Here is a 23,802-nt window from a genome sequence, read left to right on the forward strand (position 1 = left end):
TTAATGTCTATTGAAGAAAGGATGAAATTTATGAAGGATCTGTCGCAAAAAACTCAAGAAAACGTTGAATATATGATCGAAGAAATCAAAACGAAGTTAAGAATGGCCACTGGAGCTGCAATGTTAGCCTCCGCCTTTAATGTGGATCAGTACGATGATATTTTCGATGTGTATGATATCGTCATGAGCAAAGAAAGACTCAGCATTTCCGAAGTGGAAGCTCTAGCTATGGAACTTGGAAAGCTACGTAGTAAATAAAAGATTATGTCTACTAAACTCATCAAAAAAAGAGTCCAGCTTATGGAGGCACTTACCTTCATAGCTGGACTCTTTAGCGTGATTTTATTATCTAAACCTTAGGAAATTAGGGTAAGTCGATAATGATTATTTCTGCTGATTCACCTGAACCTGTACTACGAATGATTAAATCATCTGTGTTTTTGATTCTAGCCGTATCCCCAGGATTAAGAGAGAATTTCTGGGTTTCAGCATGTAAATCTACATGTCCTGATAAGAGGAATAAATGAGTACGCCGCTTTCCACACCCGGCAATGTTCAACTCTTTGCCCGATTCCAAAATCGGTACATATATATTTATGTCCTGATTCAGCCTCAAGCTATTATCATTTACCTTGCCTGAGACAAGCGGCTTCAGTTCTCCCATTCGCTCTTCCTGTGAGTAGGAACGACTGTCCCAAGCTGGAAGCAGATCCCTCTGTGATGGAAGAAACCACATTTGTATGAAACGAACTGGATGATGCTCTGAGGGATTACTCTCGGAATGTGAGATTCCTGTCCCCGCACTCATCACTTGAAGAGATCCAGTCTCTAAATCTTGCGTATTTCCCCTATCATCCCCGTGTCGAAGCGTCCCCGATACTACATAAGTAACGATCTCTAAATCATGATGGGGGTGTGCCTTAATACCTTCACCAGGTGCTACAATATTGTCGTTAAGAGCCAACAGGCAGCCGAAGTGAGTGTTACTCGGATCGTCATAATCTGAAAAGGAAAAGCTGAGTTCGCTATGAATAGGACCTTTACAGGAAGTATGACGCTCTTCCGATGCGACCACTTTAATCATAGTAGTTCTCCTCACTTTCTACAGATGCTTTCCGTTATTTGATTATTTCTTACCCTCATCTCATAAGTATTAATCAAATAATTTCTCTTCAGCAGTTAGGCCCATTCCTCTAAAGAAAAGGATGCTGTGGCATGCCCGACTTCCCGACCAGCATCATTTGTTATCGGAGTAGAGAACACCTCTCGTAACTTCTGTATCGTTTCTTGGTTCTCATAACCAAGCTGCTGCAGAATTTCCAGAACGATCATTCCCCATTCCTCCTCGGAGCCGTCTGACACCTTGAAGGTAATACCCAAGCGTTCCTTCCGCAGAGCAAAAGCATATACCCCCTTGAAACCACCTTTGGCGATAATATTAGGGTCTTCCAATATAATGGAGTCCACTTTACCGCGTCCAGCTACTAAATGAGGATATTGATTCATTGTGGCTGTTATCGTTCTCACTGCCTTGGCGGTTGCCGGATCAGCAATCTTATCAGGACAAGCCAGCTTCATATACGCAGTTGCAAGTGCGGACAATGGTAGAGCAAACACAGGAAATCCGCATCCATCTACCCCGCGGCCAATATTCTCAACTTGGAGCTCACTCAACTCAGCAAGTGTATTCACAATTTCTTGTTGGACCGGATGAGTAGGGTCATCATAACCATCTAAAGGATAGCCCATCATCTTACAGTAAGCTAATACCCCTAAGTGTTTACCCGCACAGTTGTGATACAGCCGCCTGCGCCCTCCTCCGTTACGGAGTAATTTTTCCCTCGAGTTTCTGTCTAGAGGTAAGCTTGGTGCACATACCAACTCTTCCTCTTCTACACCTATTTTTGAGATCAAAGAGTTTAATGTCGCAACATGCTCTTCTTCCGCCCGATGAGAAGCGGCCATGACCGCTACTTCGGCTGTAGTTAAACCAAATGATTCTACAATTCCCGCACGGATCCCCGGTATCGCTTGAATAGGCTTGGCAGATGAACGGGTAAAAGCTACGTAATGTGGATCTCCAGCATATTTAACTACCCGTCCCTCTTCATTCACTATACTTATATGACCGCGATGAACACATTCTAACAGCCCCGCACGGAATTCTTGTATCAATAATGTATCCATTATTCTCTCTCTCCTCTGCCTTAGTTCCATCACTACTATTTCCATCACTACAGTATAGTACAGTACCCTTTATATGGCTATTGATACAACATAAGAAATACTTTTTCTTTCTTCAGTAATTTGCATCGATGTTTCAGCACGTATCCTACTCGTTTATATAGAAGTAAGCAAGACAAACAAAAGAACCAGAATTATCACATATAAGGAGTGATTGATCATGAATAAAACAGAAACGGATTGTCCAGTACAAAGTGGTTCAACATTCACCAAAGGCCTGCTCATTGGGGGATTACTTGGTGCAGCGGCGGCATTACTTTATGCACCCAAACCAGGTCGTGAATTACGCGGTGACATAGCGGATAAAGTTAGTACTGTCACAGACAAGTCCAAAGAAATAGCCTACACTGTTGGAGAAAAAACTGCAGACTTGGCAAAAGACGTAACAGCTACAACAACCGACCTTGCAAAAACAGTGAGTTCGGGTGCTGGAGACATTCTGTCCAGTGTAAAGCAAGCTTCTGCTGATGTAGCTAATGATGTAAAGCAAGCTACATCTGAAATGAGTAAAGAAGCAAAAAAAGCTTCAGATAACGTTGCAGATGATGTGAAAAAAAGTTTGGGTTGATGCACATGACAGCAGAGATCACAGAGATCAACATGAACTCAGAGGATTTATTCCTCTTATAGTTCTCCCAGTTACAATAGCCAGCTCTTCTCTTGGGCTGGCTATTTGTTATCCTAGAAATCTGACACTACATAATTAGGAGGTAAGCATTTGGAACCTTTAAAATCATATGATCCAAAGGAACATCCTTTCGAATTAAGGCATGAGGTGAAACGTTTAAATAGTCGGTTGGACAGCATTTCTCACCTATTAGAGAAGGCGGAATTCAAAGACATTATCGAAAATTATGCCGATCCAAAAAAGCGATTATTTACAAACTTCATGGCTGGGTTATCACGTGGTCTCGGGCTTAGTGTAGGTACCTTCGTCGTACTAGGCCTACTCGGTTGGCTACTTACGCTGTTTGTCGATCTGCCCATGGTCGGAGATTATATTAAGACTTTGCAAGATTATATCAAAAGCAAGCCTTAATATAAAAACAACCTCATATTAACCACAAAAAAACCTGAAGCTCATAATAAGCTTCAGGTTGTTCTATTCGTATTCACAATGAATTTAGATTGGACATGATCAACTTGAGCTTCTCCGTTGCCCTCTTCTGGATACGAGAGACACTCATTTGGGACACACCAAGCTTCTGGGCGATGGATCGTTGAGATTCACCATCCTGGAATGCAAGCAGCAACACCTCTTGTTCCTGCTCTTTCAACTGGTTCAACGCTTGCTGAAGATCCATCCTCTTCTCAACCTCGTCATAATCGTTAGCCTCCGAGCTAATCAATTCGCCAAGCGTTGCTGCACTTTCATCTTGGGACAATGGAGAATCCAGTGAAACGTAGTGATAGCATTCACGTCCGGCGAGCACTTCGACCGTTTCCTCCACCGAAAGATCTAAAAAATACGCGATCTCTTTCACGTCGGGGGAACGTTCCAATTTGACGGTCAACTCGTCGATCGCCTGCTGCACAAGAGCGCCCTTTTCCTTGATTCTTCGAGGCACCTGGATATACCATGACTTGTCCCGCAGATAGTTCTTCATATGTCCAATCATACTTTTCATAGCATAAGGCTCAAATGGAATGCCTAGCTCCATATTATACTGTTTAAGCAATCGAAGTAGCCCCATTTGGCCAACTTGATACAGATCCTCATACAGATCAGGTCGGTTACGTGATATTTTACTTGCTGCCATTTTGACCATGGGCTCATATTTCTGAATTAGAATCGTGGCAAGTTCTTTATCTTCTGTCTCCTGATATTCCCTAATCAGACGGGTAGATTTCTCTAACGACTCGGGGGGAGTCAACCTATCGCTCATACCGTTTCCTCAGTCTTCATCAGCCGGCGGGTCATAATCACCTTTGTCCCTTGCCCAGCTTCGTTTACGACACTTACGTCATCCATAAGCGCCTGCATGAGATAGAAGCCAAGTCCACCAACTTGAACATCATCCAACTCCTTATCATGCATCGTAACTCGTTCACCTGCCTCACCCCACGACTCAAAACTCTCCCCGTTGTCTCTGACCGTAATGGACAATACCTCGGCAACCACTTCAAAAGTAACTTCCATAACTCCTTGCCCCTGCTTATATGCATAGAGGACCGAGTTATTACAAGCTTCGGATACAGCTACTTTCATATCTTCAATCTCTTCATATGTAAAACCCATCTTTGAGGCTATCCCATATAAATTTAATCTAACGATATCTACGTATTCTGCTGTTGCGGGCAAACTAATGACTACTCTTTGTACTTCGTCTTTCATTCTTTCTCGATCCTTCCTATTGGGAATTCTATTGTGCAGCAAAAAATTTAGCGATCCCTGTCATATCAAATAACTTTTGAATCTGATCCGGCACTTCCTGTACAAGGAAATTTGCCTCCATACCATTTCTTACCTTAAGAATAGACAATAAAATTCCAATCCCGGTACTATCGATGTAAGTCAGTTCTTTCAGGTTCAATACCAAATTAACTTTATCGTCCCCAACAAATGGCTCAATCAATTCACGAAAGTCGGGAGCTACTGATAGATCGAACTCCCCACGCAAAAACACGGTGCATGTACCATTCTTCAATTGCGGCGTTGCGACGAACTTCACATTTTTATTTGTATTCATAGGTAATCTCTCCTGAAATTTGTTTTCTTTATATACATAACCCCGTTGAACAACCTTTGAAACATATGTTTCTTAGAAAATACTATCTTAGGGGAGTAGCAATATATTTTCCCAAAATATTCTTGAGTGAGCTGAGTTGGATGGGCTTACTTATATAATCATCCATACCCGTAAGTAGACACTTGCTCTTGATTCCATCCATTACATTCGCTGTCATCGCAATAATCTTCGCTTTCTCTTCATTCTCTTCCCCTTCTCTAATCCGCAGCGTAGCTTCTAGCCCATCCATCACTGGCATTTGTAGATCCATGAAGATAAAATCATAACCTTCGCTATTCTGAACCATCTCGACCGCTTGTTTTCCATCCTCCGCTATATCACAGTGATACCCAAGCTTACGCAGCATACTTACCATCAGTCGCTGATTGATGTGGTGATCATCTACCACCAATATCCGTTCAGTAACCACAGATATATTGGTTGGTAACAATTGTGTTGAAGTAGGGAGTGTTTCCTCCACTTCTTCATACTGACGAACAGTAATGTCAAAGACAAAGGTAGCTCCTTGCTCTTCCATCGGCTCGACTCTGATGGTTCCACCCATCATGTGTACAAGTGTTTGACAAATAGCTAGACCCAGACCCGTTCCTCCATATTTCCGTGTCATAGAAGAATCCAATTGTGAGAACGGTTTAAACAATCGATCTATTTTGTCGTGAGCAATACCTATTCCTGTATCTTTAACAGTAAACTCCAATACTAGATTATTATCCTCATCTACTTGAGAAGAAACTACTAAATAAACGCCACCTTGATCGGTAAACTTAATCGCATTTGCGATCAGATTAATCAACACCTGTCGTAACCTACTCATATCCCCGTAAAGAACAGTAGGAATGTTCTCCTCGATGAAATACAGCATCTCTAACCCTTTGCGTTTCTCATCCATAGAGAACAGGTGAAACACTTCTTGAATCCCTAACCTAAGATCAAACGGACTTTCTTCCAGTTCCATCTTGCCTGATTCCATCTTCGTGAAGTCGAGAATATCATTAATTACGGTGACCAATGTACCTGCACTATTATGAATGATCTCTGCATACTCCTTCTGTTCACCTTGAAGCTCCGTCTCTAATAATAGATCAATCATTCCGATGACCCCATTCATCGGCGTCCGAATTTCATGACTCATCATCGCTAGAAATTCAGTCTTCGCCTTGGCGGCAATTTCAGCAACATTTTTGGCTTGCAGAAGCTCCTGATTAATGCGTTCAAGCTCCAGGGTTTTCTGTTGGAGCAGCAAGCTCTGAGTTTTGTGCCGTTGATTCGTAATGTACATATTAACAAAGCCTTCGATTTTGGATCTCAAAATTTGAGGGATAAAAGGCTTCACCATGTAATCAATACCACCCGCTGAATATCCTGCAAACAAGTGTTCAACATCCTTGCTGTTGGCCGAGATGAAGATAATCGGAATATCCTTGGTTTTATCGCGAGCTTTGATCAATTTAGCCGTTTCAATCCCGTTTATTCCTGGCATTTGTACATCAAGTACGATGACAGCAAAATCCTTCCTTAATAGCTGTCTCAAAGCCTCTTCTCCTGAATTAGCTTTGATTAGGTCATATTGCTGGCTCTCCAGCACCGCTTCTAAAGCCATCAAGTTCTCGGGTCGGTCATCCACCAATAAGATGGCAATCGGTTCTTCAACCATCACGGAAACCTCCTACTTGATTTTTCGATATATTTTTTCACGTTGATCTAATGTCTCATAACAATCCTCATAACCTGTAAATTGAGTGGATTCTTTAGAACCCAGAACTAGAACGCCAAAGTGACTCAAACTATCATAAAGCAGGTTATGAACCCGTTTACGTAAGGTATCATCAAAGTAAATCATCACGTTTCGGCAAAAAATAACGTTAAACTCGTTAAAAGAACGATCCGTTGCCAAATTATGCTCTGCAAAAATAATGTTCTTACGCAGAAAAGGCTGAAAGATCACCGAATTGTACTTCGCTGTATAATAATCTGACAGGGAGCCTGTCCCCCCCGCCTCAATATAGTTTTGATTGTATGACTCCATCTTCTGGACTCCGACAATACCCTCTTTAGCAATTTTTAATGATCTATCATTCATATCGGTAGCATAAATTCGTGATCTATCATACAATCCTTCTTCATGTAATAAAATCGCCATCGAGAAAACCTCTTCCCCAGTCGAACAGCCCGCATGCCAAATACGAATATAAGGGAAAGTCCGTAGCAATGGGATAATCTTCTCACGAAATGTCCGGAACATATTCGGATCGCGGAACATCTCAGTAACCGGAATGGATAAATTATAGACTAAGCGATCAAAGCTCGCCCGCTCATGTAGCACCTTCTCTTGAAGTCCAGAAATACTATTTAATTGTTCGGCGTAGATATGATGCCAAATCCGCCTCCGGAGAGAGGGGAGTGCATAATTCCGGAAATCGTACCCGTACATGCGATGAATCCCCTCAAGCAGAAGTTCCATCTCAATCATCTCACGCTCGCTTTGATTCTCATCGTTCTCTTCTAAGTTTGTGTATACATTAGGTGTCATCGATTCAGCTCCAATTGCCTCAAAATTAATAACCATTACCCCATAATGCGGTTTATGAATACAACCATACACGCATTAATGAGAGCAATTGATCACTCTGGATTGGCTTCTTCACGTAATCAGATGCCCCAGCTTCAATACATTTAGATCGGTCTTCCTTCATCGCCTTAGCCGTCAGAGCGATAATAGGCAGCTTGCGAAATTTGTCCATTTGACGAATACGAGTCATCGCCTCGTATCCATCCATTTCCGGCATCATCATATCCATCAGAATCAGGTCAATATCCCCTGCTTCCTCCAACTTCTCAAGTGCCTCTCTTCCGTTCTCAGCATAGACCACATTCATTTGGTAAGCCTCTAGTACGCTTGACAGAGCAAATACATTTCGCACATCATCATCGACCAACAGTATCTTCTTACCTTCGAACAATTCTTCCTTATTATGAAGTTTTTGTAAAATCTGACGTTTTTCAGCCGGAAGATTTCCTACCACTCGGTGTAGGAAGAGTGTCGTCTCATCCAGCAAACGCTCTGGTGATTTAACATCTTTGATAATGATGGATTCAGCGTACTTACGTAACGTGGTCTCTTCCGTACAATTTAACTCTTTACCCGTGTAAATAATAATTGGTAGATCGTTTAAGCTTTCATCATCACGAATCTGATCTAACAACTCAAAGCCCGTCATGTCCTTTAGCATTAAATCAAGCACCATACAATCGTAATGCTTCTGACGTAATTGCTGTAGCGCCTCTCCACCGGTCGGTACGGCTGTAATGACCACATCGTCATGACCGATCAGTTCGATAATAGAGTTGCGCTGGATTTCATCGTCTTCCACCACTAACAATTGCTTGAGATCCTGCTTAGTGTAAGATTCGATATAAGAGAAAGCACCCTCAAGCTGTTCTCTCGAAGACGGCTTACGTAAGAAAGCGATGGCTCCCATTCTTAGCCCCTGCTTCGCGTCATCCACAACTGAAATAACATGTACCGGAATATGACGAGTTTCTTCATGACTCTTCAACTCGTTTAAAATGGACCAGCCATCCATCACAGGCAGCTGAATATCCAAGATGATTGCATCCGGTAAATACTGCCGAGCTAGCTGCAAGCCCTTATCTCCCTGTATGGCGACCACTGTCTTGAACTCGTGCTCTCGCGACATTTCAACTAGAATTTTGACAAAGTGTATATCGTCTTCAATGATAAGCATCACTTTGTCTCCAGGGACAATATTCTCTCGATCATCTTCTACGGGTTCTACCACAGACAAAGGCATATGCTCAGCTACTTGAAGTGAAACTTCTTGATCGAATGCCGAGGAATGCATAGGACGGGTAGCTGCAACTTGTTCGTCGGCAATGAACATAGTGGAGTTAGCTTCCTTGGGAAGATACAGTACGAAATTGCTCCCCTGACCTTCCGTTGAATTCAAGCTAATGCCCCCACCAAGTAAAGCGGAAATCTCCCTACTGATAGACAGGCCAAGCCCAGTTCCGCCGTACTTCCGGCTAGTTGTACCGTCCACCTGCTGAAATGCCTCAAATACCAAATCGACTTTATTTAGAGGTATGCCAATTCCAGAGTCCTCCACACTCAATGCCAAATACTCTCGAGAACGATCTAAATAAATAGGTACTTCTTCTGGTAACGCCTCCCTCACAACGAAGGTCACTTCCCCTTCAGAAGTAAATTTGAACGCATTTGAGAGCAAATTACGGAGTATTTGCTTCACTCGATGGCCATCTGTCACAATTTCTAACGGTACAGCCTCTTCTATCGCAATACTTAGTCCAATATGTTTGCTCTCAGCTACAGGTCTAAAGTTCTGTTCAACAAACTCCTGAAGTTCTTGCACACGAACAGTTTCACGGTTGATCTCCATCTTACCGGCGTCCACCTTTGATAAATCTAGAATTTCATCGATCATCCTAAGTAGGTCGCCACCCGACATATGAATCGTATGTGCATATTCAACCTGCTTCATTGTCAGATTCTCTTCCTTGTTCTCAGAGAGTAACTGCGATAGGATCAGGAGACTATTCAGCGGAGTACGAAGTTCATGTGACATATTCGCCAAGAATTGAGACTTATATTTGCTCGTCACAGCAAGCTGGGTTGCATGCCGTTCCAATTCTCCCTTAGTCTTCTCAATCTCCTTATTCTTTTCTTCTACCGCTAGCACCTGTTCTTCCATTGCACGGGTCCTAGCAATCAGCTCCGTATTGAAATGTTCTAACTCTTCCTGTTGCTGCTGCAGTAAGTCTTCAGAACGCCGGAGCGCACTGGTCTGTTTCTCAAGGTTCTCATTGGAGCGGCGTAAATCATCCTGTTGACTCTGAAGTTCTTCCGATTGCACTTGAAGTTCCTCAGTCAATGCCTGCGACTCGCGCAGCAGCTCTTCTACACGAAGTCGTCCAGAAATATTGTTAAGTATGATACCTAGACTGTAGGTCAAATCCTCCAGTAACTCTTCCTCAAGCGGTGTGAAATGATCAAAATTGGCAAGTTCAATTACGCCAAGCAATTCATCCTCAAAAACAATAGGATATATTAGAACATGAGAAGGCTGAGCTTCTCCCAAACCAGAACGTATTGATAAATAATCATCAGGAACCTTGCTTAGAGAGATCGATTTCCTATCCAATGCTGCCTGTCCGATCAAGCCTTCACCCATTTTGAAAACTTCGCGTAATTTCATATCTCCGTCTTTAGCATAAGATCCTACAAGGTCTAAATACTCCGGATTATTCTCTTCCCTCCGAATATAAATCGCTCCAAATCTTCCACCAAGCACAGGGGTAAACTCACTTATGAATAATTGCGATACTTGCTCTAGTGAATTAATTCCGTGGAACAATTCCGTGATACGCGCCATATTTGCATTGAGCCAGGTCCGATCCTTCTGCTGTTGTATGAAGTTCCCCTCCAGCTCCCGTTTCTCCTGAAGATCTTCGGACATCTCTTGAAAGACGCGAGCAACATCCCCCACTTCATCCGTAGTTGGAATAGTAATCCTTTGGATTTCATCAAACTGACTTTTCCCAAAATGCTTCATCATAAGGTTGACTGTGTTTAATCCACGACCAATACTCGGAATCACCCACAGTATGATAGTTAGTCCTAATAATAGTCCTGCACAAATAATGACGATCATCACTTGAATGGATTCCTTATAGGCTTGTTTAGCCTGATTAATATCCTCATCAATTTGAAGATCTTGATATTGCTTCATTTCATTTAAGATATCGAGTAAATTATCCTGAGTCTCCTGGCCTATCGAAATACGATATGCATTAGCACCTTGGTAATCCCCAGTGGATAAATAGTTCAACACGCGTTTCTGATAATTTAAAAATTCCTGATTCGCCTCCTCGATAGATGCAAGCATTTTTCGTTCTTCCATAGTATTAACTTCACTTTTTATAGTAGCTAAAAGACTTGTAGCCATTTCATTCTTACTTTCTAATCGAGCCCACTCTTTATCAAAATAGTCTTGGTTCTGAACTTGTAACACATTAGTTATAATACGAGCTGAATCATTAATCTCTCCGCGCAGACTCGTGGAATTTTTAATTTTCATATAGCGATTGCTATAGAGGCTATCCAACTGATCGTTCATATACGTTAGTCTGTCATAAGCGGTAAAAGTCATCACCAACATAATGACCATCAGGGAACTAAAACCAATGACTAGCTTATTTTTTATTTTCATGCTATATCTCCCCGCTCTTTAAGTGAAATCCATACCAGACATTTATCATCTTCCCGCTCCTGAGCAGGTCCTTCATCAAAAAACAACGTCTGCATTTTGGGTTTGTCCATCTCATGATTTCCGTGAAGTGCATCCTCCAGAAGTTGAATCTGTTCCTCCTGATTTCCTGGTAAAGTCTCTAATAATCCGTCTGTATATAGCACGAGATGTCCATCTCCTTCATAGAAAAAGGTCTGAGTCACGGCTTCAATTTTATCAAATAGTCCGACTGGTGGACATACAGTATTCAGCTTTATCACGGAACCATCTTCGTGAAAGAATAACCCTGGGGGATGCCCTGCATTAACATAATCTATTTTCTTCGAACTAGTATCCACTACTAGATAAATAGCGGTGAAGTAATACTGAATCAATTGATCTTCAATACACAATTGATTGAACCGCCGATTCAATTCCTGAATAACCTTCTCCGGTTCAACATATGTATATACCGTCTCTTTCAACATAGATGCAATAAACATACAGAATAGAGATGAGGAAATACCATGTCCCATGATATCTAGTAGAATGACACCGTATCGGCCATCTCCTAGTGGATACCACGAGTATAAGTCACCAGCTAATTCAAACGAAGGTTTGTAGAGCGCATCAATTTGGACAAGAGGATCTACAATCGGGGCACTTAATACAGCATTCTGAACCAAAGCAGCGAGTCTTAATTCACTTTGAATCCGCTGATCCCGCTCCTTATGCCAGTCCTTCTCTCTCTTCAATCGGAGGGCAAGGCGAATTCTAGCCATAAGCTCAACTTTATTGATCGGTTTCGTCACATAATCAACAGCGCCTGCATCCAAAGCCTCAGCAAGCTTCTTGGAATCACCTACGGCTGTAACCATAATGATCGGAATATCCCTCAAACTATCGTACTGCTGAATAAGACGGCATGCTTCAATACCGTCCATTTCAGGCATCATCATATCAAGTAAAATGAGATCAATATCACTGGACTTTGGTGCTGATTCTTGATCTTGACCAGGATTAGTAACACCCAGTCTTTCAAACATCTCCTTTGCCGAAGATGCGGAGTACATGTTTTTATGTTTCTCTTTTTTTAATATTTCCCTAATGATTAAAGTATTGGTGTGATTATCATCAACGATTAGAATTTTCATAGTTTATCTCCTAGTTTGTATCAAATTTACATATAACCTCTTTTAACTATAACATATTGTAAAAGTGTGCTTTTTCAAAAACATAGATAAGGAATGGGTTAGACTTCTCCCATTCCTTATCTATGTTTTTGAATGTATTCATTAGTCTACATATCGAACATGTCATTTAAGGTAACTGCCGAGCGATTACAAGTACTTTCCCATGATCTAACTCTTTCTCATAAAACGCCGCTTCCATCTCAGTGAAACCAAGCGAGACGATTTTGGCCCTTAGCTCATCCCCTCGAGAACGGAAGAGATTAGCGATGGCGTCAAAGATCCCTTCTTCCTTAATACCAATCTCATCTGCATTCGCAGTTTCAGCAATACGCTCCGTTTGATCTTGATTATGAGCAAGGACGAAAATTTGTTCGGTAAGATACCCGCTAGCGCGAAGCTCCCCTACCGCTTCCACAGCCTGCAAACCATTTTGCACCACTTTTACATATGATTTTGAGTTCATATTCATTCACTCCTAGTCATGAGATTCTTTGTTATGTTGCTACTTTCTATTACCCACACAACAAGGATCTGAATCAAACTAGGACACACTATCGTCGAACAAATCTACTCCTGATATTTCTCTAGAGGATGGATCGCGATATATTTTAAGAGCAGCTAGGCCACGAGTATATACGTCCCCATCTTCCGCCAAAAAGTCAGGTTCACCCAACACCTGAAGCAGTGATTCCTCCTGTAAAGTTACCCAGACTCCATTAATCTTGATCTTCTCTGGATCTCCATCAGCGTGTACATAATAGACAAGATCATCATACAATCCTACAGTTATATCGTCGTATCGATATTCTGTATACCTCGTATAAGGATCCGTGTCTACGGAATATGGTTTGCCCTTCTTTTCTAGCAGATCATGACGATCATCATTCAAGGAAATGTCACCCATGGACTCAAGCGAATCCATAACCTGGCTCCCTTTGCCCTCAATTTCTGAAGATAGAGTTGGAGACGGCGATTGCCATATAGCAAGTTTCACCGTGGACTGTGGAATTTCATCTACAGCAACTGAGTTTGTATGGGTAAAGGGATAAAATAATCCAAGTAGAAGAAACAGTACATTTAGCATGATTCTCACCCTCTCTGGAAATTTACAGTTATCCCGAATACTCTTTGCCGCCCCCGTGCGGACACTATCTTCTAAGCTTGCTTATACCTATCGAAGCCATTTATGCGCGGTATTTCTGCCATATCACGGCTGCAACATCAACTACCTTTATCCAATCCGGTTGTTTCTTAGCGGGGTCAGATTTCGGAAGACTTGGGACTTCATTTGGTGTAGTCGGGTTGTTCGGTATCTGTGCTGCGACAACCGGTACAGGGGCATGATTACTTTCCGTTCGTTTCGATGGTTTCTTAAATTTCTCAATCACTGACGTTGAAATTTGTTTTGTAGCAAGTGTTACTTCGCTTAAGACTTCGCCTACATTTTTAACCGATTCAAGTACAGGGTCGATTTGTTTCATCTTATGTTGTACGTCCCCGGTGATATCGTTCACCTGTCTTACTACCTGTTTCACTTCATAACTGAGTTCGTCAATTGTTTTCTGGACGTCTTGTAGCGTTTGCGTTGTCTTATCTAGTGACTTCTCCGCTGCTACCAATGTTTTAATTAGGAAAATAACCAGTGCAACAAAAGCTACAGCAATGAGTGCAAGACTTAATTCCCAGATCATACACTTCCCTCTCTTTCCGTTTTCCATGTATTCGGTACTTCTAAGTTACCCTGTGGCCCTACGCTCGAAACAATCCCGCAGTTCATCCCATACAACAGTTCAAAACAACTCTGTTTCAATCTGGAATGACTCGGTTAATTACAACTACAAGCGATGGTGCAGCGGTCGCAGATGCCTTCCACTTAGACATCCCCCTATACCCTGCATCATCACTTCATAGCTCCACTATACATTAATTTACTATGAAAGAGGGGTGATTATCATGTTAAAATGGTCAGCAATCTTTCTGGTGATAGCTCTGATCGCAGGTATCTTTGGTTTCTTTAACCTGGTAGCGGCCGCCGCTTCCATCGCCAAAGTACTATTCTTTATTTTCCTCATCCTATTTGTTGTCTCATTGATAACCGGTAGAAGAAGGTCGCTTTAACTTGCCAAAGAGATAAGAATAAGGTTAGAACTGAAGAAAAGGCTATCGCTCTCGAGGGAGAACGGTAGCCTTTTCTTTGTTTATAATGTCTGTAAATATTGTAGAATTGCCATCCAATCAGCCGAGATTCTCACTTTTATATACCTATCTTCGAAATCCACCTGGCTTATATGGATAATACTTGGAAGGTACGTTGCTAGATCAATATCCATCGGAACAAGACCTAATTTATCCGGAGAGATTGGTATTTGCTTAACAAAAAGAGAAACCGGCGATAACCGAAGCTTGCCTTCACTGTACTCCATCTGAAATTTTGCCGTCCCACCTGCAGTAAGGAATCCCCATTTCGCATTGAAATCTACACTTACATTATTTCCTTCAAATCGAAATTCAGCTCCTGTTATTGAAACGGGAATGTCTTTCTCCTCCAAAGCCTTGGCGATTCCCATTTTGGCCAAATTGTTCAGATCTGTATTTGTAAGTGTAATTTCAGGTTGACGTGTCTCCACCATTTCAATTAGCTTGTCTTTCCATACAATATCCTTATAGCTCATATCTAGCGGCTGAGTTGGGCGGATGTATAAGACCCCTGCAGTTAGCACTATGAGTATTAAAATCAGAAACATACTAAAGCGAAATAAGCCCTTCATCATCTTCCCCCTTTTTACATTAATTTTCTAGAACATGATTCTTTATCCTTCATTCTGTTTATTTACAATTATACACATTCAACACCTATTAGATTGAGGGAGGAATAAACTATGAAAAGATTTGCTATTATTACCGCATCCGTAATTATGAGTGCTGCCTTCGCAACCGCCGTATCGGCGAATGATGATGTAACTCCTATTGAATTGAACCTGGACGAACCCATTGTAAAAGCAGTGGATGCGATCATCGCACCTAATCCAATTGATCTACTGGAGAAAACTTTTTTCTATGATAACCCTAACGGCAACCAATGGGGAGCAATCTCTCCTCAAGAGGTGCAATTATCCGGACGAGTTATAGACGACTGGGTAGAAATTTATACATGGCTCGGCACAGCTTGGATTTACTATCCAAATTACGTATTTACCTATAACTAACTTATAACATAGTAATGATACGTTCTACAAAAAAGGCTCTGCGGATGCAGGATATAATCCTCCTCCGCAGAGCCTTTTACATTATACTTAATTATTTGACTACACTTCCACCATACAAGAAGCGGTGAACCCATGCGCCATCTAATTTGTCAGTCCTTACTCCCCCAGATTTAGTTGAGTAGGTCTGGAGAATTTGCCCGTCACCTAGATAAATGCCCACATGCGTAATTCGCTCTGTATCTTTGTTAACTCCTGCATAAGCAGAAGCGGAGGAACCTTTGTAACTCATAAAGAACATCAGATCTCCTCGTTTTAAATCCTTGGTGCTATAAACGGCCTTGCTATTATTTTTAACCCAAGTCCCCTGCCCTCGCGAATCTGCAGGAAGAACTAAATTCAGTGCATCTTTGAAGGCTTGTCTTACAAAATCAGAACAGTCAAACGTGAGTGTCGTATTTCTGTCCGAACCATACTCGTATGGAGTTCCCAAATACTTCATGCCTGCCTTGATGACAAGTTCCACTTGTTTATTTACACTTTCTGATGGAGTAGGATTAGGCGTAGATACCTGCGTTCCCCCACTAACTTTCATATATTTATCGGATGAGCTAACATATCCCACTTTGCCATTGTCTGTCTTCACTTTATAAAAGGCGGAGTTTGTTTTCTCCAAGATCGTTACGGAAGTTCCCTTCTTCAATAGAGTAACAATCTTCCCTGATGTAGACGGTTGATCCCGGAAATTAACTCCATAGATCACAAGTCCAGTCCAAGCCTGTCCAACACCTGATCCAGATCCACCAGGCGCCGTAACCTCTCCACTCACACTTATATATTTCTCTGCAGAACTTACATAACCTATTTGTCCTTGAGAAGTCTGTACCTTATAGAAATAATCGTTACTACGCTCCAGTACAACGACATCCGAATCTTTCTTCAATGAACTAATAATATTACCTGATGTGGAAGGCTTATCACGGAGATTTACCCCGCTATTAATGTGGCCACTTACGACCTTCTGGGCTGATGAACTCGCCGCTGAAGTCGTCTTCGGAGCTGCTGTATAAGAAGTAAGAAATATTGCACTTAACAAAAGAATTGCCATGCTGCGCTTCATAGATGTCCTCCTGTTGTTGTTTCTCAGTGTATTTAGGTGATTGTTGTATCTTTCCTCCTTAGATTGGACTAGTCACCATTATATCCCTTGTCGAAGAATGTCTAAATCCGTCATATTTCGTGTTATTATGTATATTTAGGACTATCTACCTGTTAATCAAGAATATTTTTCAAGACTTTTTACCCATTTTTACTATATTTCGCTAAATCTACAGGAATCTTGGCATGGAAAAAAGGCCGTCAGAATAAATCTCTGACGACCTTTTCTATCACTTCACTATTAGCTATCCTCTAATTTAGGTTCCACATGAACGTGAACATTCATCACATTCTTCTGGTTACGTCTCATCCGTTCTTCTACTAAATCGCTGATATGATGACTCTCCATAACCGTCAATTGGGGATCAACCTCAATGATAACATCAACGAGTACGCGATTGCCGTGAATACGGGCCTTCAGATCCCTAATTCCTTCCACGCCTTTAATACGGGCAATAGAACCCCGCAAATCACCCAGCTCTTTCTCATCAAAGCCATCACTTAAGCGGTGTGTCGATTCACGAAAGATATCCCATGCCGTCTTACAAATAAGCACACCGACAGCAATAGCCGCCACTATATCAAGCCACGGTAAGCCAAACTGAGCTCCAATAATCCCTACAGCCGCTCCTACGCTGACCAGGGCATCTGATAAATTATCCTTCGCAGCAGCCATCAATGCTTGACTGTTGATCTGGCTAGCCAATCTCCGATTGAATATGTACACTCCCCACATTGCAGCAGCACAGATCAAAGCTACTATCGCAGAACGTACATCAGGCTGACCCTTCTGACCCTCAAACAGTGAACGGACAGCATCGACAACCACCTGTATACCAACCATAGCCATAATAAATGAGGCGATCAGTGCTGCAATAGTCTCTGCCCGGAAATGCCCATAGGTATGATCTGAATCCGGTGGCTTCTGGGAAATCCGCAAACCGATCAGTACAGCCACCGAAGCGACGATATCAGTCAAGTTATTAAATCCGTCCGCCTGCAAAGCGCTCGATGCAAACAAATAACCACAAAACAGTTTAAATGCGGATAACAGTATGTAAGCTATGATGCTGACCCACGCGCCGCGCTCCCCTTTGCGTATGTCTTCGTATATGTCCATAATCCGCACCTCCAAATCTTTCTCCCACGACAAGAGAATTAAAATCGTTTTATCATCTTAGCAAATGTTGAGCTTGTGGGTCTAGAGAAACAGTTTTGCACAAGGCTAAAGCAGCCTTATTCATTATTCCCGTTGTCCACTCATTTAAAAACGTATAATATAAGGATACCCCCGTTTTCTATTATGAGGAGATGATATGAATGACAGAAACAAATGAACCACGCAAAATTGATCTAGCCGAAGCAATGCGTCAAAAGCTTCAACAGAAGAAACAACAACAAGCTTCTGGGAACAAACCAGGAACGGCGGAAAACCATCAAACCAAGGCGCTCAAAACTCAGAATAACAAAAAGCCAAATAACCAACGCCGCCGGACCGGCGGGTCATAAGAACCCGCATTCCAAATAAACAAGCCGCACTTGCCTTTAAGGGCTGTGCGGCTTGTTCGTTATGGTTTATATAATTACGCCTCTTCTGGATACATGGATTCGCGCAATTTCTGAACTTCTTCGCTCTCCAGATATTCGTCATACGACATATTACGGTCAATAACCCCGTTCGGTGTAATTTCAATAATACGGTTTGCAATCGTTTGGATGAACTGATGGTCATGGGATGTGAACAAAATCGTTCCATCGAAATCAATCAATCCGTTATTGAGTGCCGTGATCGACTCCAAGTCCAAGTGATTCGTTGGTTCATCAAACAACAGCACGTTGGCGCCGTTTAACATCATCTTCGCCAGCATACAACGTACCTTCTCGCCCCCAGATAGCACACTTGCCTTCTTGAGAGCCTCTTCTCCAGAGAATAACATCCGCCCTAGGAAGCCACGTAAGAAAGTCTCATCTTGATCCGTTGAATATTGACGCAACCACTCGACAAGGTTCAAATCTACGCCATCGAAATAATTACTATTATCTTTCGGGAAATAAGCCTGCGAGGTTGTTACGCCCCAGCTGAATTCACCAGCATCGGCTTCTTGCTCACCCATAAGAATTTGGAATAACAACGACTTCGGAGCACCATTCGGTCCAACAAAAGCAATTTTATCGCCTTTATTAACAACAAAGCTTACATTTTCCAGCAGCTTTTCTTCTTTGATGCTCTTTGTAAGACTATCAACCGTAAGCAATTGCTTGCCCGCTTCACGCTCCGCTTTGAAGTTCAAGAACGGATACTTCCGGCTAGAAGGACGCAGATCATCAAGTGTAATCTTATCCAATTGCTTCTTACGGGAAGTCGCTTGCTTCGATTTCGAAGCATTCGCTGAGAACCGTTGGATAAAGGCTTGAAGCTCTTTAATTTTCTCTTCCTTCTTCTTGTTAACATCACGTTGCAGTGTCAGAGCTAATTGGCTAGACTCATACCAGAAGTCGTAGTTACCGACATACATCTGGATTTTGCCGAAGTCGATATCCGCAATGTGCGTACACACTTTATTCAAGAAGTGACGATCATGGGATACTACAATAACAGTACCTTCATAATCCATAAGGAAGTTCTCGAGCCATTGAATAGATTCAAGGTCCAAATGGTTGGTAGGCTCATCCAGCAGCAAGTTGTGTGGACGACCAAAGAGAGCCTGTGCCAAGAGGATACGAACCTTTTCGTTACCACTAAGTTCTCCCATTTTCTTATCATGTAGTTCACGTGGAATACCGAGTCCGATCAAAAGCGCTGCTGCATCCGGTTCTGCGTCCCAACCGTTCAGCTCTGCAAATTCACCTTCAAGCTCCCCAGCGCGCATTCCATCCTCTTCAGTGAAATCCGCCTTGGCATACAAAGCGTCCTTCTCTTTCATAATCGAGTATAGCCGTGAGTGACCCATGATTACCGTCTCCACAGGGAAGAAATCATCATACTCATAGTGATTCTGTTTGAGTACAGCCATCCGTTCGCCTGGAGTCATGTGTACTTCACCCTGATTGGGCTCTATCTCGCCGGACAGAATTTTGATGAAGGTAGACTTTCCTGCTCCATTTGCGCCAATTAAACCATAACAGTTACCGGGCGTAAATTTTATATTTACATCTTCGAAAAGTGCCCGTTTTCCATAGCGGAGCGTTACACCAGTTGTACTAATCATTTAGGCATTACCATCCTTTATTTTTTATCACACTACTAACTCAATATTATAACACAAATCGGTATAGACGCTACCGAGGACAACTTAGACCACCTATTAGGATAAATTAAGGCATATTAAAACATAAAAAATAACGGAATTCGGCGGCCCTACTTTGCTAAAAAAGACCTAATCACCTCATTCAGAGAGGCTGTCAGCAAAGTAACGCACGCCATTCCGTTATTACGATTCTAGCTCTGAGGGAAACGAAGCGTCTCCCCATGTAGCAATATTTTAATGGAGTCGGCTGGTATGTCTAGACGTTGACGCTCTGCCTCAAGCCGTTCGAGTGCTTCCCTCGCCGTATCATCAGCCAATCGAAAGGTGCCATAATGCATCGGGATCATCAGCTTACCCTTCACATCAAGAAATGCTTGGAGCGCTTCTTCTGGTGTCGTATGTTGGGAAGTCATAAACCATTCAGGTTCGTAAGCCCCAATAGGCAATAATGCAACATCGATCTCAAATCGCTCTCCAATGTCCGTAAACCCTTTGAAATAGCCACTATCTCCTGCAAAATAAACGACTTGGGACTCTTTTCCTTCAGCCGGTTCTAGCACAAATCCGCCCCAATGAGAGGTGTTCGTATCGAATAATGTTCGGCGTGTCCAATGTTGCGTTGGTACGAACGATATTTTTACATTACCGATAGTAAGATCCTCCCACCAACTCAGCTCTTGGATCTGGCGGAAGCCTTTACGAGCCAATTTCCGCCTAAGACCCATAGGTACAATTAGCGTTGTGTCTTCACTATAAAGCCTACGGATCGAGGACATATGCATATGATCATAGTGCGAATGTGAAATCAGAATAATATCAATCTTGGGAATTTCCCCAATAGGAATACCAGGCGTACCCAATCTTCGCTGAAAGCCCATTCGGCCTGCCCAAACCGGATCAGTCACAATATTCAATCCTTCATACTGAATGAAAAATGTAGAATGACCAATCCAAGTGATTGAAGTCTCTTCCCGGTTATCCCGTAGATAATCAAGCAAGGGAGGTGAATTGGGAATGACATACGAATAATCTTTGTTCTTATTGCGTCGTTCTTCCCGCCATTGCTTGAACTGTTTTAATGTATTGTCAGTACCGACGTTATCCATGTTGTTATAGCGTTTTTTTCGCAAACCCAAGGTCTCCTCCCCTTCATCCCTATTCTTTAAATGTGGTTATTCACACTGCAAAATTTTTCCCTAAAGTTTAGTTTATTCTATTTTAAATCAGATAGCAGGCAATTCCAAACTTTCTAATCAATCAGAAGGATCATTATACTTATAACCATATAGAAACAGAAATAAAACTGCACCCGCAATTACCAATTGGGGAGCCACCATAATAATAAAATGTTCCATTATCCTCACCCTTTCTTTGGCGAATTACCACGAACATACTTGGCGTCAAACAGAAAGAGACGTAACAATAAAACCAGAGATGGAACCAAAATAAACAAACCCGCGACAAATGCACTGATGAGAGCAATCGCCATCGTTTCATTCGTAAAGTTCTCATAGATATTCACTTGCTTATAGAGGATATAGGGAAGATGAGAACGACCATATCCATACCAAGCAAACCCAAATTGTAGCAGGACAAAAATAAAGGAAGTCCCTAACCTTACCCGTTTCCAGAGAAAATAAACAGCAACTAAGAAACAGATGAAGGAAGCAATGAACATCCAAGAAATTCCTAGCATGTTACGGAAATGCTCTGGGTTCTGGCGATTGATCTGAAAAAAAGCAAACACGCTTGCGAGAATCGTTGGACCACTCCACATCAGTGCATATCCACGCAGAATCTCGAACGCAGATCGATCGCCAGCCTTCTTGGCATAATAGGATAGGAACATGGCTGAAATGTAAAGTACGGACACCAACGCCAGCAATATAACAGACCAAGTATATGGATTGCTGAAGAATCTTCCCCACTCCAGAATGACCTTACCTTCCCTTTCTAAAATAATATGACCTTCAGATATCGCCAGAATAGTGGACAAGGCAGCTGGGATCAATAAACCTGTTGCCCCGTAAATTCTCATATACCACAAATTATTCGACTTGCTGCTACCATACGTATTGTATGCATAATAAGCTCCACGGAGCGCCAAAAGTACAATAACTAGACTACCCGGAACTAATAACGCTGTACCGTAATAGTAAGCGGAGTCTGGAAAAAAACCGACGAGCCCTACTACAAAGAAAATCAAAAATACATTCGTCACCTCCCACATCGGCGACAAATAACGCTGGATGATGTCATGTAGTTTATTCTCATGTCCTCGAATCACACTGTAATAACTGAAGAACCCTGCACCAAAATCGATAGAGGCAACAATGAGATATCCAAATAGAAACGTCCATAGCACCGTAATACCTACAACTTCATAGCTCAAGATATCTCCCCTCCTTCAATTCCAAGTTCCTTCATCTCAGCTAGCACGTCCTTATTACGAAACAATTTAGAAAGTACCTTAATACAGGACAAGCACAATACGATATACAGAAAAGCAAACAGCACCAACATGTAACCAACACTTGAAGATGTTGTAGCTGCCTCCGATACCTTCATGTAACCACGAACAATCCACGGCTGACGACCGAACTCAGCATATAACCAACCCAACTCAATTGCCGCCATTGCAAGTGGACCCAACGCTATAATGCTAATCAACATCCATCGAGGATAACCTTTGTTCTTACCTGGTAATCTGCCGCGAATGAGATATAGGAAAGGAATCACAACGAGCAACATACCGCATGTCACCATCAGGTCAAACAGATAGTGAATAAACAACGGAGGCAGCTCATCCTGAGGAAATTCATCCAAGCCGACCACTTCGGTATTCGGAGAACCTCCAGCCAATACACTTAATGCTAACGGTATTTTGAGCGCATATTTCACTTCATTGTTCTCGTCCAATATACCGCCAAATATCAATGGGGCCTGCTTCATCGTCTCAAAATGCCACTCTGCAGCTGCCAGTTTCTCTGGCTGATAGTGAGCTAGAAACTTACCGGAGAAGTCACCGATGATCGCTGTTGCTAGAGCAAATACAAAAGTCGCCGTTACTGTTAGCTTCAGCGCTTTCTTAAAATAAACATGTTTACGGCCTTTAAGCAGGCTATATGCAGCAACTCCCGCTAGTAACCCTGCACTAACTGTATAGGATGAAGCTATTACATGTGATACTTTAGTCGGTGTAGCTGGATTGAACATAGCCACTAATGGCTGAAAGTCAGCAAACACCCCATTCTCCAGCGTAAATCCCTGTGGTGTGTTCATGAATGCATTGAGAGTAGTAATGAAGAACGCCGAAGCTGAAGATCCTATCGCTACAGGAATCAGTAGTAGTAGATGTAGCATGGGTCTTTTGAAACGTTCCCATGTGTATAGGTAAATTCCGAGAAAGATGGCCTCTACAAAAAAGGCAAATGTCTCCATGAATAGCGGCAACGCGATTGCTTGTCCAGCAACCCTCATAAACGTTGGCCACAGTAGGCTGAGCTGTAGACCGATGGCGGTTCCTGTAACGACACCAATCGCTACAGAGATCACAAATCCCCGAGCCCAACGACGCGCAAGAAGTGTGTAGTGAGGGTCTCCCGTACGGATTCCCCTCCATTCCGCTAGGGCAATCATAAGCGGTACGCCAACCCCAATCGATGCGAAGATAATATGTACGACTAATGTCAGTCCCGTAAGCATTCGGCTTAACGTGACAGGATCTAGTGAAGACATGT

General features: G+C 42.4%; 26 protein-coding genes. 6 read left to right on the top strand and 20 right to left on the bottom strand.

The annotated features are described in order from the left end of the window. The first annotated feature begins 30 nt into the window (after positions 1–30). Positions 31–258 carry a DUF1128 domain-containing protein gene (locus NST85_RS24425; protein ID WP_127193524.1) on the top strand — a complete coding sequence of 76 codons (228 nt, stop codon included), beginning with the start codon at positions 31–33 and terminating at the stop codon, positions 256–258. 106 nt (positions 259–364) lie between these two features. Here the strand turns inward: NST85_RS24425 and NST85_RS24430 are convergent, their stop codons facing one another. Continuing rightward, complete coding sequence (locus NST85_RS24430; protein ID WP_127193525.1) at positions 365–1,084, bottom strand: pirin family protein; 720 nt, start codon at positions 1,082–1,084, stop codon at positions 365–367. Positions 1,085–1,179: 95 nt separating this feature from the next. After that, a complete protein-coding gene (locus tag NST85_RS24435; protein WP_127193526.1) occupies positions 1,180–2,187 on the bottom strand; it encodes an asparaginase in 1,008 nt (335 codons plus the stop codon). A gap of 217 nt (positions 2,188–2,404) precedes the next feature. Between NST85_RS24435 and NST85_RS24440 the strand changes: the two genes are divergently transcribed. Then, positions 2,405–2,812, top strand: coding sequence for a YtxH domain-containing protein (locus NST85_RS24440; protein WP_127193527.1), 408 nt, complete (start codon positions 2,405–2,407; stop codon positions 2,810–2,812). Between the two features lie 150 nt (positions 2,813–2,962). After that, positions 2,963–3,283, top strand: coding sequence for a DUF5665 domain-containing protein (locus tag NST85_RS24445; protein ID WP_127193528.1), 321 nt, complete (start codon positions 2,963–2,965; stop codon positions 3,281–3,283). A 73-nt stretch (positions 3,284–3,356) separates the two neighbouring features. Here NST85_RS24445 and NST85_RS24450 read toward each other — a convergent pair whose 3' ends face one another. The 10 genes from NST85_RS24450 to NST85_RS24495 all read right to left on the bottom strand — a co-directional run bounded on the left by NST85_RS24450 (position 3,357) and on the right by NST85_RS24495 (position 14,144). Continuing rightward, entirely contained in the window at positions 3,357–4,130 is a 774-nt protein-coding gene (locus tag NST85_RS24450) for a sigma-70 family RNA polymerase sigma factor (RefSeq protein ID WP_127193529.1), read from the bottom strand. Continuing rightward, positions 4,127–4,579, bottom strand: coding sequence for an anti-sigma B factor RsbW (gene rsbW, locus NST85_RS24455; RefSeq protein WP_127193530.1), 453 nt, complete (start codon positions 4,577–4,579; stop codon positions 4,127–4,129). Before rsbW ends, NST85_RS24450 begins: the two co-directional genes overlap by 4 nt. A 28-nt stretch (positions 4,580–4,607) precedes the next feature. Next, positions 4,608–4,934, bottom strand: coding sequence for an STAS domain-containing protein (locus NST85_RS24460; protein ID WP_127193531.1), 327 nt, complete (start codon positions 4,932–4,934; stop codon positions 4,608–4,610). An 82-nt stretch (positions 4,935–5,016) separates the two neighbouring features. Then, entirely contained in the window at positions 5,017–6,651 is a 1,635-nt protein-coding gene (locus tag NST85_RS24465; RefSeq protein ID WP_127193532.1) for a response regulator, read from the bottom strand. 9 nt (positions 6,652–6,660) lie between these two features. Beyond that, positions 6,661–7,524 carry a CheR family methyltransferase gene (locus tag NST85_RS24470; protein WP_127193533.1) on the bottom strand — a complete coding sequence of 288 codons (864 nt, stop codon included), beginning with the start codon at positions 7,522–7,524 and terminating at the stop codon, positions 6,661–6,663. Between the two features lie 52 nt (positions 7,525–7,576). Further along, positions 7,577–11,242 (bottom strand): response regulator, encoded by a 3,666-nt coding sequence (locus NST85_RS24475; RefSeq protein ID WP_127193534.1) that lies wholly within the window; start codon positions 11,240–11,242, stop codon positions 7,577–7,579. Then, positions 11,239–12,414: a SpoIIE family protein phosphatase gene (locus NST85_RS24480; RefSeq protein ID WP_127193535.1), complete on the bottom strand. Its 1,176-nt coding sequence runs from the start codon at positions 12,412–12,414 to the stop codon at positions 11,239–11,241. The genes NST85_RS24475 and NST85_RS24480 overlap by 4 nt, the downstream gene beginning before the upstream one ends. Before the next feature lie 166 nt (positions 12,415–12,580). Continuing rightward, positions 12,581–12,916 carry a general stress protein gene (locus NST85_RS24485; protein ID WP_370877737.1) on the bottom strand — a complete coding sequence of 112 codons (336 nt, stop codon included), beginning with the start codon at positions 12,914–12,916 and terminating at the stop codon, positions 12,581–12,583. A gap of 78 nt (positions 12,917–12,994) precedes the next feature. Beyond that, positions 12,995–13,537 carry a hypothetical protein gene (locus tag NST85_RS24490; protein WP_127193537.1) on the bottom strand — a complete coding sequence of 181 codons (543 nt, stop codon included), beginning with the start codon at positions 13,535–13,537 and terminating at the stop codon, positions 12,995–12,997. Positions 13,538–13,637: 100 nt separating this feature from the next. Beyond that, entirely contained in the window at positions 13,638–14,144 is a 507-nt protein-coding gene (locus NST85_RS24495) for a DUF948 domain-containing protein (RefSeq protein WP_341190636.1), read from the bottom strand. 262 nt (positions 14,145–14,406) lie between these two features. Between NST85_RS24495 and NST85_RS24500 the strand changes: the two genes are divergently transcribed. Continuing rightward, positions 14,407–14,571, top strand: coding sequence for a DUF1328 domain-containing protein (locus NST85_RS24500; protein WP_127193539.1), 165 nt, complete (start codon positions 14,407–14,409; stop codon positions 14,569–14,571). An 80-nt stretch (positions 14,572–14,651) separates the two neighbouring features. On the opposite strand, the gene NST85_RS24505 is transcribed toward NST85_RS24500, so the two are convergent. Beyond that, positions 14,652–15,197 carry a hypothetical protein gene (locus NST85_RS24505; protein ID WP_341190637.1) on the bottom strand — a complete coding sequence of 182 codons (546 nt, stop codon included), beginning with the start codon at positions 15,195–15,197 and terminating at the stop codon, positions 14,652–14,654. Between the two features lie 135 nt (positions 15,198–15,332). Between NST85_RS24505 and NST85_RS24510 the strand changes: the two genes are divergently transcribed. Then, entirely contained in the window at positions 15,333–15,659 is a 327-nt protein-coding gene (locus tag NST85_RS24510; protein ID WP_127193541.1) for a hypothetical protein, read from the top strand. A 91-nt stretch (positions 15,660–15,750) separates the two neighbouring features. Here the strand turns inward: NST85_RS24510 and NST85_RS24515 are convergent, their stop codons facing one another. Beyond that, positions 15,751–16,776 (bottom strand): C40 family peptidase, encoded by a 1,026-nt coding sequence (locus tag NST85_RS24515; RefSeq protein ID WP_341190638.1) that lies wholly within the window; start codon positions 16,774–16,776, stop codon positions 15,751–15,753. Positions 16,777–17,055: 279 nt separating this feature from the next. Further along, on the bottom strand, positions 17,056–17,934 hold the full coding sequence (locus NST85_RS24520; protein ID WP_445671165.1) for a cation diffusion facilitator family transporter: 879 nt from the start codon (positions 17,932–17,934) through the stop codon (positions 17,056–17,058). Between the two features lie 200 nt (positions 17,935–18,134). Here NST85_RS24520 and NST85_RS24525 point away from each other — a divergent pair, with 200 nt between their 5' ends. Further along, the gene (locus NST85_RS24525) at positions 18,135–18,323 is read left to right on the top strand and encodes a hypothetical protein (protein ID WP_127193543.1); all 189 of its coding nucleotides are present in this window, start codon (positions 18,135–18,137) and stop codon (positions 18,321–18,323) included. Positions 18,324–18,397: 74 nt separating this feature from the next. Here NST85_RS24525 and NST85_RS24530 read toward each other — a convergent pair whose 3' ends face one another. From NST85_RS24530 to NST85_RS24545, 5 genes are all read right to left on the bottom strand, one after another. Then, positions 18,398–20,023 (bottom strand): ABC-F family ATP-binding cassette domain-containing protein, encoded by a 1,626-nt coding sequence (locus tag NST85_RS24530; RefSeq protein WP_127193544.1) that lies wholly within the window; start codon positions 20,021–20,023, stop codon positions 18,398–18,400. Positions 20,024–20,253: 230 nt separating this feature from the next. Further along, positions 20,254–21,192: an MBL fold metallo-hydrolase gene (locus tag NST85_RS24535; protein ID WP_127193545.1), complete on the bottom strand. Its 939-nt coding sequence runs from the start codon at positions 21,190–21,192 to the stop codon at positions 20,254–20,256. Positions 21,193–21,315: 123 nt separating this feature from the next. Next, positions 21,316–21,417: a cytochrome bd oxidase small subunit CydS gene (cydS, locus tag NST85_RS29405; RefSeq protein ID WP_370877739.1), complete on the bottom strand. Its 102-nt coding sequence runs from the start codon at positions 21,415–21,417 to the stop codon at positions 21,316–21,318. A 5-nt stretch (positions 21,418–21,422) separates the two neighbouring features. Beyond that, positions 21,423–22,454: a cytochrome d ubiquinol oxidase subunit II gene (locus NST85_RS24540; RefSeq protein ID WP_127193546.1), complete on the bottom strand. Its 1,032-nt coding sequence runs from the start codon at positions 22,452–22,454 to the stop codon at positions 21,423–21,425. Beyond that, positions 22,451–23,800: a cytochrome ubiquinol oxidase subunit I gene (locus NST85_RS24545; RefSeq protein ID WP_127193547.1), complete on the bottom strand. Its 1,350-nt coding sequence runs from the start codon at positions 23,798–23,800 to the stop codon at positions 22,451–22,453. Before NST85_RS24545 ends, NST85_RS24540 begins: the two co-directional genes overlap by 4 nt. Positions 23,801–23,802 lie beyond the last annotated feature (2 nt).

This window comes from Paenibacillus sp. FSL K6-2524 (assembly GCF_038005525.1).
Taxonomy (GTDB): Bacteria; Bacillota; Bacilli; order Paenibacillales; family Paenibacillaceae; genus Fontibacillus; species Fontibacillus anaericanus.

Bases quoted from the DNA above. Each gene is read 5' to 3' on its own strand.
- NST85_RS24450 (WP_127193529.1), bottom strand. From the start codon at position 4,130: ATGAGCGATAGGTTGACTCCCCCCGAGTCGTTAGAGAAATCTACCCGT.
- NST85_RS24495 (WP_341190636.1), bottom strand. From the start codon at position 14,144: ATGATCTGGGAATTAAGTCTTGCACTCATTGCTGTAGCTTTTGTTGCA.
- rsbW (WP_127193530.1), bottom strand. From the start codon at position 4,579: ATGAAAGACGAAGTACAAAGAGTAGTCATTAGTTTGCCCGCAACAGCA.
- NST85_RS24500 (WP_127193539.1), top strand. From the start codon at position 14,407: ATGTTAAAATGGTCAGCAATCTTTCTGGTGATAGCTCTGATCGCAGGT.
- NST85_RS24470 (WP_127193533.1), bottom strand. From the start codon at position 7,524: ATGACACCTAATGTATACACAAACTTAGAAGAGAACGATGAGAATCAA.
- NST85_RS24505 (WP_341190637.1), bottom strand. From the start codon at position 15,197: ATGTTTCTGATTTTAATACTCATAGTGCTAACTGCAGGGGTCTTATAC.
- NST85_RS24480 (WP_127193535.1), bottom strand. From the start codon at position 12,414: ATGAAAATTCTAATCGTTGATGATAATCACACCAATACTTTAATCATT.
- NST85_RS24520 (WP_445671165.1), bottom strand. From the start codon at position 17,934: ATGGACATATACGAAGACATACGCAAAGGGGAGCGCGGCGCGTGGGTC.
- NST85_RS24485 (WP_370877737.1), bottom strand. From the start codon at position 12,916: ATGAACTCAAAATCATATGTAAAAGTGGTGCAAAATGGTTTGCAGGCT.
- NST85_RS24475 (WP_127193534.1), bottom strand. From the start codon at position 11,242: ATGAAAATAAAAAATAAGCTAGTCATTGGTTTTAGTTCCCTGATGGTC.
- NST85_RS24515 (WP_341190638.1), bottom strand. From the start codon at position 16,776: ATGAAGCGCAGCATGGCAATTCTTTTGTTAAGTGCAATATTTCTTACT.
- NST85_RS24440 (WP_127193527.1), top strand. From the start codon at position 2,405: ATGAATAAAACAGAAACGGATTGTCCAGTACAAAGTGGTTCAACATTC.
- NST85_RS24525 (WP_127193543.1), top strand. From the start codon at position 18,135: ATGACAGAAACAAATGAACCACGCAAAATTGATCTAGCCGAAGCAATG.
- NST85_RS24490 (WP_127193537.1), bottom strand. From the start codon at position 13,537: ATGCTAAATGTACTGTTTCTTCTACTTGGATTATTTTATCCCTTTACC.
- NST85_RS24460 (WP_127193531.1), bottom strand. From the start codon at position 4,934: ATGAATACAAATAAAAATGTGAAGTTCGTCGCAACGCCGCAATTGAAG.
- NST85_RS24435 (WP_127193526.1), bottom strand. From the start codon at position 2,187: ATGGATACATTATTGATACAAGAATTCCGTGCGGGGCTGTTAGAATGT.
- NST85_RS24425 (WP_127193524.1), top strand. From the start codon at position 31: ATGAAGGATCTGTCGCAAAAAACTCAAGAAAACGTTGAATATATGATC.
- NST85_RS24545 (WP_127193547.1), bottom strand. From the start codon at position 23,800: ATGTCTTCACTAGATCCTGTCACGTTAAGCCGAATGCTTACGGGACTG.
- NST85_RS24510 (WP_127193541.1), top strand. From the start codon at position 15,333: ATGAAAAGATTTGCTATTATTACCGCATCCGTAATTATGAGTGCTGCC.
- NST85_RS24430 (WP_127193525.1), bottom strand. From the start codon at position 1,084: ATGATTAAAGTGGTCGCATCGGAAGAGCGTCATACTTCCTGTAAAGGT.
- NST85_RS24530 (WP_127193544.1), bottom strand. From the start codon at position 20,023: ATGATTAGTACAACTGGTGTAACGCTCCGCTATGGAAAACGGGCACTT.
- cydS (WP_370877739.1), bottom strand. From the start codon at position 21,417: ATGGAACATTTTATTATTATGGTGGCTCCCCAATTGGTAATTGCGGGT.